At 72.4% G+C, this 12,154-nt stretch carries 10 protein-coding genes; 5 read left to right on the plus strand and 5 right to left on the minus strand.

Translation table 11 applies throughout. The annotated features are described in order from the left end of the window. The first annotated feature begins 126 nt into the window (after positions 1-126). The 5 genes from leuC to N6H00_RS10920 all read left to right on the plus strand — a co-directional run bounded on the left by leuC (position 127) and on the right by N6H00_RS10920 (position 6,004). Complete coding sequence (leuC, locus tag N6H00_RS10900; RefSeq protein ID WP_268971397.1) at positions 127-1,527, plus strand: 3-isopropylmalate dehydratase large subunit; 1,401 nt, start codon at positions 127-129, stop codon at positions 1,525-1,527. A gap of 5 nt (positions 1,528-1,532) precedes the next feature. Continuing rightward, positions 1,533-2,123 (plus strand): 3-isopropylmalate dehydratase small subunit, encoded by a 591-nt coding sequence (leuD, locus tag N6H00_RS10905; protein ID WP_268971398.1) that lies wholly within the window; start codon positions 1,533-1,535, stop codon positions 2,121-2,123. An 11-nt stretch (positions 2,124-2,134) separates the two neighbouring features. Continuing rightward, positions 2,135-3,028, plus strand: coding sequence for an isocitrate lyase/PEP mutase family protein (locus tag N6H00_RS10910; RefSeq protein ID WP_268971399.1), 894 nt, complete (start codon positions 2,135-2,137; stop codon positions 3,026-3,028). 67 nt (positions 3,029-3,095) lie between these two features. Further along, positions 3,096-4,547 carry an MmgE/PrpD family protein gene (locus tag N6H00_RS10915; RefSeq protein WP_268971400.1) on the plus strand — a complete coding sequence of 484 codons (1,452 nt, stop codon included), beginning with the start codon at positions 3,096-3,098 and terminating at the stop codon, positions 4,545-4,547. Between the two features lie 65 nt (positions 4,548-4,612). Further along, positions 4,613-6,004 (plus strand): MmgE/PrpD family protein, encoded by a 1,392-nt coding sequence (locus N6H00_RS10920; protein ID WP_268971401.1) that lies wholly within the window; start codon positions 4,613-4,615, stop codon positions 6,002-6,004. A gap of 21 nt (positions 6,005-6,025) precedes the next feature. On the opposite strand, the gene N6H00_RS10925 is transcribed toward N6H00_RS10920, so the two are convergent. From N6H00_RS10925 to narH, 5 genes are all read right to left on the minus strand, one after another. Next, positions 6,026-7,528 carry a lysine N(6)-hydroxylase/L-ornithine N(5)-oxygenase family protein gene (locus tag N6H00_RS10925; protein WP_268971402.1) on the minus strand — a complete coding sequence of 501 codons (1,503 nt, stop codon included), beginning with the start codon at positions 7,526-7,528 and terminating at the stop codon, positions 6,026-6,028. After that, complete coding sequence (locus N6H00_RS10930) at positions 7,525-8,925, minus strand: pyridoxal phosphate-dependent decarboxylase family protein (RefSeq protein WP_268971403.1); 1,401 nt, start codon at positions 8,923-8,925, stop codon at positions 7,525-7,527. The genes N6H00_RS10925 and N6H00_RS10930 overlap by 4 nt, the downstream gene beginning before the upstream one ends. Before the next feature lie 186 nt (positions 8,926-9,111). Next, entirely contained in the window at positions 9,112-9,873 is a 762-nt protein-coding gene (gene narI / locus N6H00_RS10935) for a respiratory nitrate reductase subunit gamma (RefSeq protein WP_268971404.1), read from the minus strand. Then, positions 9,870-10,517 carry a nitrate reductase molybdenum cofactor assembly chaperone gene (gene narJ / locus N6H00_RS10940; RefSeq protein ID WP_268971405.1) on the minus strand — a complete coding sequence of 216 codons (648 nt, stop codon included), beginning with the start codon at positions 10,515-10,517 and terminating at the stop codon, positions 9,870-9,872. Before narJ ends, narI begins: the two co-directional genes overlap by 4 nt. Further along, positions 10,514-12,154 (minus strand): nitrate reductase subunit beta, encoded by a 1,641-nt coding sequence (gene narH, locus N6H00_RS10945; protein ID WP_268971406.1) that lies wholly within the window; start codon positions 12,152-12,154, stop codon positions 10,514-10,516. The genes narJ and narH overlap by 4 nt, the downstream gene beginning before the upstream one ends.

The raw sequence follows: 12,154 nt of genomic DNA on the forward strand, positions 1-12,154 counted from the left end.
TTCCTCTCGCTCGATGGGGGCCGGTCTTGCCGGGCCCGGCACGCTGTCCATATTTTGCCCCCTTGCATCATCCTACAATTTCGCCCTACCATCGCCGGGAAATGAAACGTCCTCGAGGAGGTGCCGATGAAGACGTTGGTCGAGAAGGTGTGGGACGCCCATGTCGTGCGGCACGCCGAAGGCGAACCCGACCTGCTGTACATCGACTTCCACCTGCTGCACGAGGGCTCCAGCCCCCAGGCGTTCGCCGGGCTGCGTCAGACCGGCAGGCGGGTGCGGCGCCCGGAGCTGACCATGGCGACCGAGGACCACATCGTCCCGACCCTCGCCATCGACCGCCCGGTCGGAGACCCGGTGGCCCGCATGATGATGGACGCGCTGCGGAGCAACTGCGCCGAGTTCCACGTCCCGCTGCACCGCATGGGCTCGGCGGACCAGGGGATCGTGCACGTCATCGGCCCGCAGCTGGGGATCACCCAGCCCGGTATGACCATCCTGTGCGGCGACAGCCACACCAGCACCCACGGCGCGTTCGGGGCGCTGGCCCTCGGCATCGGCACCAGCGAGGTCGAGCATGTGCTGGCGACCCAGACGCTGCCCCTGCAGCGGCCGAAGACGATGGCCGTCACGGTGAACGGCCGGCTGCCCGCCGGAGTCACCGCGAAGGACCTGATCCTGTCCGTCATCGCGAAGATCGGCACCGGTGGCGGCCAGGGCCACATCATCGAGTACCGCGGTGAGGCGATCCGGGCGCTGTCGATGGAGGGCCGGATGACGGTGTGCAATATGTCGATCGAAGCCGGCGCCCGAGCCGGGTTGATCGCCCCGGACGAGACGACGTTCGCCTACCTGGCGGGCCGGAGGTACGCCCCGAAGGGCAGGGACTGGGAGACATCGCTGGAGCGCTGGCGCTCCCTGGCCACCGACGAAGGCGCCGCCTTCGACACCGAGGTCGAACTGGACGGCTCCGCGATGTCGCCGTACGTCACCTGGGGCACCAACCCCGGCCAAGCGGTACCGCTGTCCGGCACGGTCCCCGCCCCGGACGGCTTCGCCGACCCCCACAAGCGCACCGCCGCCGAGCAGGCCATGGCCTATATGGGGCTCTCCCCGGGCACACGGATGCGGGACATCGCCGTCGACACCGTCTTCCTCGGGTCGTGCACCAACGGGCGCCTCGAGGACCTGCGGGCCGCCGCCGAGATCCTGCACGGCAAGAAGGTCGCACCGGGGGTGCGGATGGTCGTCGTCCCGGGATCCATGAGCGTCAAGGCCCAGGCCGAGTCGGAGGGACTGCACGAGGTCTTCCTCGCCGCGGGCGCGCAGTGGCGGGCGGCCGGCTGCTCGCTGTGCGTCGGCATGAACGACGACCGGCTCGGGCCCGGACAGCGCTGTGCCTCCACGTCCAACCGCAATTTCGAGGGTCGTCAGGGCAAAGGCGCACGCACTCATCTGGTCTCTCCGGCCACCGCCGCCGCCACCGCCGTCACCGGCCGTCTGACCGCCCCCGCCGACCTGGACGCGTGATCACCATGCAGCCACTGACCGTGCACACCGGATCCGCGGTGCCCTTGCGCCGCAGCAACGTCGACACCGACCAGATCATCCCGGCCCGGTACTGCCTGACGGTGTCCCGCACCGGATTCGCCGACCATCTGTTCCACACCTGGCGCCAGGACCCCGATTTCGTACTCAACCGGCCCGAGTACACGCACGCCTCCGTGCTGCTGGCCGGGCCCGACTTCGGCACCGGCTCCTCCCGGGAACACGCCGTATGGGCCCTCCAGGACTTCGGCTTCCGCGTCGTGGTGTCCGCCCGCTTCGGCGACATCTTCCGCGGCAACGCCACCAAATCGGGCCTCCTCCCCGCCCAACTCGACGAGGACGCCGTCCTCGCCCTGCAGCAGCGCGTCGAAGCGGACCCCGCCCAACCGGTCACCCTGGACGTCATCGAGCGCCGGGTGCGCTGCGCGGAGCTGGATCTGCCCCTGGAGATCGACGACTTCACCCGCCGACGGTTCCTCGAAGGGCTCGACGACATCGACCTGACCCTGCGGCATGCCGCCGCCATCACCGACTACGAGGCCGGGCGGCCCGCGGGGCTGCCCGCCGTCCTGGCCTGAGGAGCGAGACCATGAGCACTTCCCCCGCGGCCCGACTGCGCCGGCTGATCGCCGGCGAGGAACTGATCGTCGCTCCCGGCATCTACGACGGTCTGACGGCCGCCCTGGCCGAGCGTCATGGCTTCCCCGCGGCTTACGTCAGCGGCGGGGCGGCGTCCTGCGCCGTCCTCGGGCGCCCCGACCTCGGTCTGATGACGGCCTCGGAGATGATCGCGCACACCTCCCGGCTGCGCTCGGCGACCTCGCTCCCGCTGGTGGTCGACATCGATACCGGTTACGGCAACGAACTCAACGTCCGCCACACGATCGAGTCCTACGTCCGGGTCGGCGCGGCCGCGGTGCACCTCGAGGACCAGGTCTTCCCCAAACGCTGCGGCCACCTGTCCGGCAAGGCCGTCATCCCCACAAAGGACGCCGTCTCCAAGGTACGAGCGGCGGTGGCCGCCCGCGCCGACGCGGACCTGGTGGTCATCGCCCGCACCGACGCCCGTGCGCCGCTGGGGTTGCGGGAGGCCATCGACCGGGCGAACCGCTTCGCCGACGCCGGTGCGGACATGGTCTTCATCGAGGCACCCGAGAGTGTCGCGGAGATGGAGGCCATCGCCGAACGGGTCGAGGTCCCGCTGGTCGCCAACGTACTGGCCAACTCCAGGACGCCGGTGCTGTCCACCGAGGAACTGGCACAGCTCGGCTTCCGGCTGGCCCTCTACCCGGCCATCACCGCCGGCGCCGCGGTCACCGCGGTGGACACCGCGCTGGCGACCCTCGGCGAACGGGGCCGCCCTCCCGAGCAGGACGCCCACGGGCCCGCCGCCCTGTTCGACATCGTCGGACTCGACGACTGGCTGGAATGGTCCGAGCACTACACGGGCACCAGCGCCGCCAAGCCGCACGCCCCTGAGTGAGCCCGGCCGGCAGATCGCCTTCGAAACCTTCCGGCACCGCACCTCGCGCGAAGAGAGACCGAACGGAATGAGCGCATCGCACCGCCCCCGGAACACCGGCGCCCCGGCAAGCGACCCCACCGGGCCGACCGGCAGGCTGGCCAGCTGGCTGGCCGACACCACCCTCGACGACATCCCGGCCTCCGTACGCGAGCGCGCCAAGCACCTGCTGCTCGACGGCGTCGGCTGCGCGCTGGTCGGCGCCCAACTCCCCGTGTCCCGCACCGGCGTCGAGGCCGTCACGGCACTGGACGACGCCGGAAGTGCCATGATCATCGGTTGGGACGGCCGCACCACCAGCGCGCCCTCGGCGGCGATGCTCAACTCCAGCTTCATCCAGGGATTCGAGCTCGACGACTACCACCCCCTCGCCCCGCTGCACAGCAACTCCCTCGTCCTGCCCGCCCTGCTCGCCGCCGCATCCCGCATCGGAACGGTGTCGGGCTCCCGCTTTCTGCTCGGCGCGATCCTCGGCTACGAGACCGGGCCGCGGGTCGGGCTGGCCCTGCACGGTCTGGAGATGCTGTCCCGTGGCTGGCACTCGGGCCCGGTGTTCGGCACCCACGCCGCGGCCGCGGCGGCCGGGGCCCTCTACGGCCTTGACGCCGCGGGATTCGAGGACGCCCTCGGAATCGCCGGCACCCAGTCCGGCGGGCTGATGGCCGCCCAGTTCGAATCGATGGTCAAGCGGATGCAGCACGGCTTCGCCGCGCGCAACGGCCTCACCGCCGCCGCGCTCGCCGCCTCCGGATACGTCGGCATCAAGCGCGTCTTCGAGCGCGAGTACGGCGGCTTCCTGGCCACCTTCGGTGAAGGACACAGCCCCGATGCCCGGCAGATCGCCGACACCCTGGGCAGCGTCTGGGAGACCGAGCGCATCGCCGTCAAGGCGTACGCCGCCATGGGCGGCCTGCACGCCGCCATCGACGCCGCTCTGAAGCTGCGCAGGGACCTTCCGCTGTCCGTCGAGAACATCGAGCACATCCGTATCGACGTCGCCGAAGCCGCCTTCCACCACGGCGGATGGCAGGCCGTACGCCCCCTGGAACCGATCGGGGCCCAGATGAACCTCGCCTACGCCGTGGCCGCCGCGCTGATCGACGGAGCCGTCCTCATCGACCAGTTCACCGATGAACGGATCAACCGCGACGACGTCTGGTACCTCATCGACCGGACCGAAAGCCGCCACGAAGCGGCCTACGACCAGCTCCCGCACGACGAGCGGCTGACCACCCGGCTCCGCCTGACCCTCAAGGACGGCAGCCGGCACGAAACCCTCGTCACCCACCCCCGCGGCACCGGCGACCGCCCCCTGAGCAACACCGACATCGTCGCCAAGTACCGCGATCTGACCCACGCGGTCATCACCCCGGACCGGCAGGCCGCCATCGAACACGCCGTCCTCGGCCTCGACGGCCTCGAGGACATCACCGCACTGGCGGACCTGCTGTCCCCCGCGGCGCGCCCGGCGCTCGGCTGAGGGCCTTCCCGAGAGGTGCACCGGAGCACCCGCCCACCCCGGATACGAACGGAGGCGCCGGCCTCATGACCACACCCGCCGACACCCTGTCCGCCTCGCCCGCGGGACCGACGGCCGAACTCGCCCGGTTCGTCTCGCGACTGCGCTTCGAAGATCTTCCGGCCTCCGTGGTGACACGGCTGTCGCAGTGCCTGCTCGACTTCATCGGCGTAACCGTCGGCGGCAGCGCCCAGGCCGACTCCAGCCCGGCCGTCATCAACGCGGTGCGCAGCCTCGCACCGCCTGACGGCCCGGCCACCTGCGTCGGCCACGAGCGCGGCTACCCGTGGCAGTACGCCGCACTGCTCAACGGAGCCTTCGCGCACAGTCTCGACTTCGACGACACCAACATCACGAGCGCGCTGCATCCCGGTGCTCCGGTGATACCAGCCGCCCTGGCCGTCGCCGAGCGCGAAGACGCCACCGGAGCCGAGTTCCTCACCGCGCTCGCCGCGGGCTACGAGACCTGCTGCCGCGTCGGTGCCGCGCTCGGGCAGAGCGCCTACGACCGCGGGTTCCACCCCACCGCCATCGCGGGCCTGTTCGGCGCCGTGGCGGCCGGGGCGCGGCTGATGAACACCACCGCCGAACAGCTCACCGGCGCCTTCGGAGTCGCCGGCTCCATGGCGGCCGGGTCCATGCAGTACCTGAAGAACGGGAGCTGGAACAAGCGGCTCCATCCGGGGCTCGCCGCACACAACGCCATCCTGTCCCTCGCCCTCACCGCATCCGGATTCCACGGTGCGGAGCAGGCTCTGGAAGGACGCCATGGGCTGCTCAACTCCTACAGCGATGCCCCGCGCCCCCAGCTGATCACCGACGGCCTCGGCGAACACTGGCTGCTGTCCGACACCGGCATCAAGCCCTACCCCGCCTGCCGCCTCGCCCACGGAGCGATCGACGCGGCCCTGCGGCTGCGCCAGTGCCTGGGCGGAGCCATCCCGCCGTCCGCGGAGATCAGCGTGCGCGTCTCACCGCGGGCCTACGCGATCGTCGGTACGGACGAGTCATGCAAGACCCATCCGGCCAACACCGTCGACGCCCAGTTCAGCGTCTACTTCCAGACGAGTGTCGCGCTGCTCGACGGCGCCGTCGACTGGTCGAGCTACCAGCGCCTGGGCGACGCCGACGTCCTGGCCCTCACCAAGCGTCTCCACGTCACCGCCGACGACCGGGTTCCCGACGCGGGAGCTGTCCTCACCTGCTGCCTGGACGACGGCCGGACATCCGAGATACGCGTCGACCAGCCGTCCGGCGAACCCGGCGGCGACCTGCCGTGGGAGCCGGTCGAGGCCAAGTACTACGCACTCGTCCGCACCATCTACGAGGAGGAGCAGGCCCGCGGAATCGTTCAGCAGGTCAGAACCTTGCCGGAAGGGGTGCGCATCCGCTCGCTCGCCCGCCGCCTTCGTACGTGACGCCCCCTCGCCCCCACGCGGTCAGGTTCGGGTGCGGGCGAGGGGGCCGCGCTGGTCGGGGAGGTGCGGGCTGCCGATGACGGTGCCGCACCGCCCCGACGGCTGGAGGCCGAAGGTGGTGAACGCGGTGCGGGACGGCAGCCGGTAGGCGGGCTCGGCGAGCAGCGAGTTGAGGATGACGGCGGAACGCCATGCGGCGAGGCCGAGGTCGGGCGTGCCGACGCCGTGGGTGTGGCGTTCGGCGTTCTGGACGTACACCGAGCCTTTGATCATGGGGTCGAGGACCAGGCGGTGGTCGGCGTCGACGCGGGGGCGCTCGGAGGCGTCCCGCCGGATGTAGGGGTCGAGGGCGGCGAGGAGGGTGTCGACGGGGCGCTCGCGGTAGCCGGTGGCGAGGACGACGGCCTCGGTGGTGTGGCGGGCCCGGGTGCCCTGCTGGATGTGTTCCAGGTGGAGTTCGAGGCGGGCTGCGGCGATGCGTCCTGCGGTGCGGACGGTGACGCCGGGGGTGAGGACGGCGCCGGGCCAGCCGTCGGCGTGCTGGGCGCGGCGGTAGAGCTCCTGGTGGATGGCGTCGATGGTTTCGTGGGCGATGCCCTTGTAGAGCTGCCATTGGCGGGGCAGCAGCTGGTCGCGGACGGGTTCGGGCAGGGTGTGGAAGTAGCGGGTGTAGTCGGGGCTGAACTGCTCGAGGCCGAGTTTGCTGTATTCCATGGGTGCGAAGGCGGGGGTGCGGGCGAGCCAGTGGAGTCCCTCGGCGCCGAGGGGGCGATTGCGCAGCAGGTCGAGGAAGACCTCGGCGCCGGACTGGCCGGAGCCGATGACGGTGACGTGGCCGGTGGCCAGGAGCCGTTCGCGGTGTTCGAGGTAGTCGGAGGAGTGCAGGACGGGGACGTTGGGGGCGTCGGCGAGGGGGCGGAGGGGTTCGGGGACGTACGGTTCGGTGCCGACGCCGAGGACGAGGTTGCGGGCGTAGGCGCGGCCGGGGGTCCGGCTCTCCTGGTCGGTGGCGGTGGGGTCGGTGGCGGTGGGGTCGGGTGTGTGGGGGTCGGCGGCCGGGCCGAGGCGGGTGTAGTCGATTTCGAACAGTTGGTGTTCGTGGTCCCAGCGGACGGCGTCGACGCGGTGGCCGAAGTGGAGTCCGGGGAGTTGTTCGCTGACCCAGCGGCAGTAGGCGTCGTATTCGGCGCGCTCGATGTGGAAGCGCTCGGCGATGTAGAAGGGGAAGAGCCGCTCGTGGGCCTTGAGGTAGTGGAGGAAGCTCCAGGGGCTGGTGGGGTCGGCGAGGGTGACCAGGTCGGCGAGGAAGGGGACTTGGATGGTGGCGCCGTCGATGAGGAGGCCGGGGTGCCAGTGGAAGGCGGGCCGCTGTTCGTAGCAGGCGGTGCGCAGGGCGGGGACGCCGTGGGCGAGGGCGGCGAGGGAGAGGTTGAACGGGCCGATGCCGACGCCGGCCAGGTCCAGGGGCCGGTCGGCGGTGGGGGCGGGCTCGGCGGCGGGGCGGGTGGGGGGTGCGGTGCTCATGGGGTGGTGTTGCCTTCCACGAGTTCGAGCAGCCCGCGCAGGTCGTCGGGCTGGGTGTGCGGGTGCAGGACGGTGGCCTTGAGCCACAGTCCTTCGGGGGTGGTGGCGCGGCCGAGGACGGCCGTGCCGTGGTGGAGGAGGCGGCGGCGCAGTGCGGCGACGGCGGCGGGTGGTGCCCCGGTGGGGCGGAAGAGGACGGTGCTGAGGGTGGGGCGGGCGTGGAGTTCGAGTCCGGGGCGGGCCTCGATGAGGTCGGCGAGGTGCTGGGCGGCCGCGCAGACGTGGTCGACGAGGTCGCCGAGGCCGCGGCGGCCGAGTGCCCGCAGGGTGACGGCGATCTTGAGGATGTCGGGGCGGCGGGTGGTGCGGAGGGAGCGGCCGAGCAGGTCGGGGATGCCGGCGTGGGTGTCGTCGTCGGCGTTGAGGTAGTCGGCGTGGTGGGCCAGGGGGGTGAGGGCGGCGGTGTCGGGGACGGCGAGGAGGCCCGCGGCGACGGGTTGCCAGCCGAGTTTGTGCAGGTCGAGGGCGACGGTGTGGGCGCGGTCGAGTCCGTGGAGCCGTTTGTGGAGGGTGTCGCTGAAGAGGAGGGGTGCGCCGTAGGCGGCGTCGATGTGGAGGGTGGCGGAGTGGTGGTCGCAGATGTCGGCGATGTCGGGGAGCGGGTCGATGGCTCCGGTGTCGGTGGTGCCGGCGGTGGCGACGACGAGGGTGGGGGCGGCGGGCAGCCGGTCGAGGGCGGTGTGGAGCGCGGCCGGGTCGAGGACGCCGGTGGGGGTGGGGAGGGTGTGCGGTGCGGGGAGTCCGAGGAGCCAGGCGGCGCGGTGGATGCTGTGGTGGGCGTTGGCGCCGTGGATGATCCGCGGTGGCCGGCCGCCCGCGGCTTCGCGGGCGAGGAGCAGGGCGAGTTGGTTGGACTCGCTGCCGCCGGTGGTGACGAGGGCGTCGGGGGCGGGGCCGTGCGGGTGGACGAGTTCGGCCAGGGCGCGGCAGGTGAGCGCCTCCAGTTCGCAGGCGGCGGGGGCCTGGTCCCAGGAGTCGAGGGAGGGGTTGAGCGCGGAGACCGCGAGGTCGGCGGCGGTGGCGACGGCGAGTGGCGGGCAGTGCAGATGGGCGGTGCAGCGGGGGTCGGCGGGGTCGGCGGCGCCGTGGGCGAGGGCGCGGACGAGGGTGCGCAGTGCGTGGTGGGGCCCCTCCCCTTCGTCGGGGATGAGCGGCCGGGCCGCCTCCCGTATCCGCCGGGCCACCGCGGCGGGTCCCCCGGCCGGGAGCGGTCCGCCGCGGTCGGCGGCGCCGTGGGCGAGGGCGTGGAGGACGGTGTCGAGCAGCGGGCGGAGCGCGCCCGGTCCGTCGTGGCCGCCGGCGAGGAGGCGGGCGGTTGCGGATGCGGGCTCGGGCATGGGGGGTGCCCCTAGGGGGTGTGGTGGACTCGGGCGGGTGGGAGTGTCGGGCGGCGGTCAGGGGTGCCCCAAACTACTTCGCACTGCCGTGGTCGGGCCGGGGTCGGCGGGAAGTGCACCCGTACGTGGTACGGCCCGGTGGTGCGGATTGATCCGCACCACCGGGCCGTCCGGAGGCCGCCGCTGTCAGGTCCTGGCCCGGCCCTGCCGCCGGGGGGCCGGGGTGCCGGTGTCGGCGCCGGTGAGGGCGGGGTGCCGGTGGGGGTGGGCGGGGGTGCGGGAGCGGTAGACGACGTAGGGCCTGGTGAGGTAGCCGATGGGGGCGGTGAAGGCGTGGACGAGGCGGCTGAAGGGCCACAGGGCGAACAGGGCCATGGCCAGGAGGGCGTGGAGCCGGTAGGCCAGGGGGGCGTGGGTCATGGCGGGCACGTCGGGGTCGAGGGTGAACAGGCTGCGGACCCAGACGGAGACGCCCTGCCGGTAGTCGTAGGCGCGGTGGCCGGCTCCGGTGGCGGTGGCGGTGAGTCCGGCCAGGAGGACGGCGGCGAGCAGCGGGTAGAGGGCCTTGTCGGTGCGGCTGGTGGCCGCCCGGACGGCTGGTACGCGCAGCCGCCGGTGGAGGAGTATGCCCAGGCCGGCGGCGGTGGCCAGACCGGCGGTGCCGCCGACGAGCAGGGCGCCCGCGTGGTAGAGCGATTCGCTGACGCGCAGTCGTTCGGTGAGGGCTTCGGGGATGAGCAGGCCCACGACGTGTCCGGCGATCACGAAGAGCAGTCCGTAGTGGAAGAGGGGGCCGCCGATGGCGAGCAGCCGGTGTTCGTGGAGCTGGCTGGAGCGGGTGGTGAAGCCGAAGCGGTCGTAGTGGTAGCGCCAGGCGCTGCCGCCGGTGAAGAGGGCGAGCACGAGGTAGGGGAGGACGCCCCACAGGGCGGTGTCGAGGTGGTTCATCGGCCGGTTCCTTGCGCGGCGGAGGGGGCGGCTGAGGGGATGGCGGAGGGGTTTGCGGAGAAGGGGGCCAGGCCCACGGTTTCGGTGGGCGGTCCGCCGCGGGCGAGGGCGAGGGCCTGGGCGCGGTCGGCGGGTGAGGGTCCGGGCAGGGTGTCGCAGACGGCGCGCAGGATGTCGGCGTACGGGCTGCCGTGGTCGGTGAGGGCCATCCTGAGCAGTTCCAGGGCGGCGCGGTGGTCGCGCAGGAGCGCGCTGCCGGGGTCCGGGCAGCGGGCGGCGAACTCCAGCAGGAGGGGCAGGTGGTCGGGGAGTTCGTTCTCGGGGGGTGCCCATCCGTGGGCGCGGTAGTGGGCCTTGAGGGCGGCGAGGGCGGAGCCGCGGCGGCGGGTGTCGCCGTCGGTGTAGTAGGTGAGGTGCAGGGTGCGGCGGCGGCTGCGGTCGAAGGTGCGGACGTAGGCGGAGGCCAGGTCGAGCACCGGGATGCCGTCGACGGCGGCGCAGAACCGCAGCAGGGGCGCGGCGGCGGGGGTGGCGAGTTCGGTGAGGCAGTCGCGTACCAGTGTGTGGCGGGCGGGCCAGTCGGGTCCGGGGTAGCCGAGGAGGAGGGCGGCGGCCTGGTGGAGGGCGGGGGTGGCGGGGGTCACCGGGTGTCCCCGTTCCGCTTCGGGAACAGTCCGGCGGGGCGGCCGCGGCCGTTCCAGTTGAGCAGGTTGATCCGGCCGGCGAGGCCGGAGGCGGCGCTGGCGGGTTCGGGTGCCGGGGGTGTGTGGAAGGCGTCGGCGCCGGGCGGGCCGTAGGGCATCATGCCGGGCAGTCCGTCGCCGTCGAGGCTGCATGAGTCCAGGGGGGCGTCGCCGCCGGGACCGGTGGTGTAGCTGGTGGGAATGACGTAGCGCTCCTCGTACTTGGCGAGGGCCAGCAGCCGGTAGAGGGCCTCGATGCCGTCCTGGTCCAGGCCGACGGCCGCCGCGATGGCGGGGTCGCGTTCCTCGCCGAGGTTGATCCGGCGCATATGGCTGCGCATGGCGGCCAGCCGGCACAGGGCGGCCTCGACCGGTTCGGGGTCGCCGGCGGTGAAGAGTTCGGCGAGGTAGCCCAGGGGGATGCGCAGGCTGTCGATGGCGCCGAAGAGGTTGACGGGGTCCTCGCCGTCGTGGCCGGTGGCGGTGAGCGCGTCCACGACCGGGGAGAGCGGGGGGACGTACCAGACCATGGGCATGGTGCGGTATTCGGGGTGCAGTGGCAGGGCCACCCGGTAGCGGGTGATGAGGGCGTGCACCGGGGAGCGCCGGGCGGCCTCGATCCAGTCGTTGGGGATGCCGGAGTCGGCGGCGGCGCGGGCGACGGCGGGGTCGTGGGGGTCGAGGAAGCAGCCGAGCTGGGCCTCGTAGAGATCCTTTTCGTCAGGGGTGGCGGCGGCCTCGCCGACCTTGTCGGGGTCGTAGAGCATGACGCCGAGGTAGCGCAGCCGTCCCACGCAGGTCTCGGAGCACACGGTGGGTTCCCCGGCCTCGATGCGCGGGTAGCACAGGGTGCACTTCTCGGCCTTGCCGCTGCGGTGGTTGAAGTAGATCTTCTTGTACGGGCAGCCGCTGACGCACATGCGCCAGCCGCGGCAGCGGTCCTGGTCGACCAGGACGATGCCGTCCTCGATCCGCTTGTACAGCGCGCCGGAGGGGCAGACGGCGACGCAGGAGGGGTTGAGGCAGTGCTCGCAGATGCGCGGCAGGTAGAACATGAAGGCCTGTTCGTACTCCAGCCGGACCTGTTCGCTCATCTTGGCCAGGACGGGGTCGCCGGCGATGTGTTCGGGGCCGCCGCCGAGGTCGTCGTCCCAGTTGGGTCCCCAGGTGACGGTGGTGGGCCGGCCGTCGATGAGGGAGCGGGGCGGGGCGGTGGGCACGTCGTCGCCGAGCGGGGCGGTGGTGAGGGTGTCGTAGTCGTACGTCCAGGGCTGGTAGTAGTCGTCCAGCCGGGGCAGTTCGGGGTTGGCGAACAGCCGGGCGAGGCGGCGGGCCCGGCCGCCGGTGCGCGGCACCAGCCTGCCGCCCTTGAGGTGCCAGCCGCCCTTCCAGGTGTCCTGGTCCTGGTAGCCGCGGGGGTAGCCCTGGCCGGGGCGGGTCTCGACGTTGTTGAACCAGACGTATTCGGTGCCGGAGCGGTTGGTCCAGGTCTGTTTGCAGGTGACCGAGCAGGTGTGGCAGCCGATGCACTTGTCGAGGTTCATGACCATGGCGACCTGGGCCATCACCCGGGGGGTGCGCGGGCGGTGACGCGGCAT

This window comes from Streptomyces sp. S465 (assembly GCF_026898115.1).
Lineage (GTDB): Bacteria > Actinomycetota > Actinomycetes > Streptomycetales > Streptomycetaceae > Streptomyces > Streptomyces luomodiensis.

Bases quoted from the DNA above. Each gene is read 5' to 3' on its own strand.
- leuC (WP_268971397.1), top strand. From the start codon at position 127: ATGAAGACGTTGGTCGAGAAGGTGTGGGACGCCCATGTCGTGCGGCAC.
- leuD (WP_268971398.1), top strand. From the start codon at position 1,533: ATGCAGCCACTGACCGTGCACACCGGATCCGCGGTGCCCTTGCGCCGC.
- N6H00_RS10910 (WP_268971399.1), top strand. From the start codon at position 2,135: ATGAGCACTTCCCCCGCGGCCCGACTGCGCCGGCTGATCGCCGGCGAG.
- N6H00_RS10915 (WP_268971400.1), top strand. From the start codon at position 3,096: ATGAGCGCATCGCACCGCCCCCGGAACACCGGCGCCCCGGCAAGCGAC.
- N6H00_RS10920 (WP_268971401.1), top strand. From the start codon at position 4,613: ATGACCACACCCGCCGACACCCTGTCCGCCTCGCCCGCGGGACCGACG.
- N6H00_RS10925 (WP_268971402.1), bottom strand. From the start codon at position 7,528: ATGAGCACCGCACCCCCCACCCGCCCCGCCGCCGAGCCCGCCCCCACC.
- N6H00_RS10930 (WP_268971403.1), bottom strand. From the start codon at position 8,925: ATGCCCGAGCCCGCATCCGCAACCGCCCGCCTCCTCGCCGGCGGCCAC.
- narI (WP_268971404.1), bottom strand. From the start codon at position 9,873: ATGAACCACCTCGACACCGCCCTGTGGGGCGTCCTCCCCTACCTCGTG.
- narH (WP_268971406.1), bottom strand. From the start codon at position 12,154: ATGCCGCGTCACCGCCCGCGCACCCCCCGGGTGATGGCCCAGGTCGCC.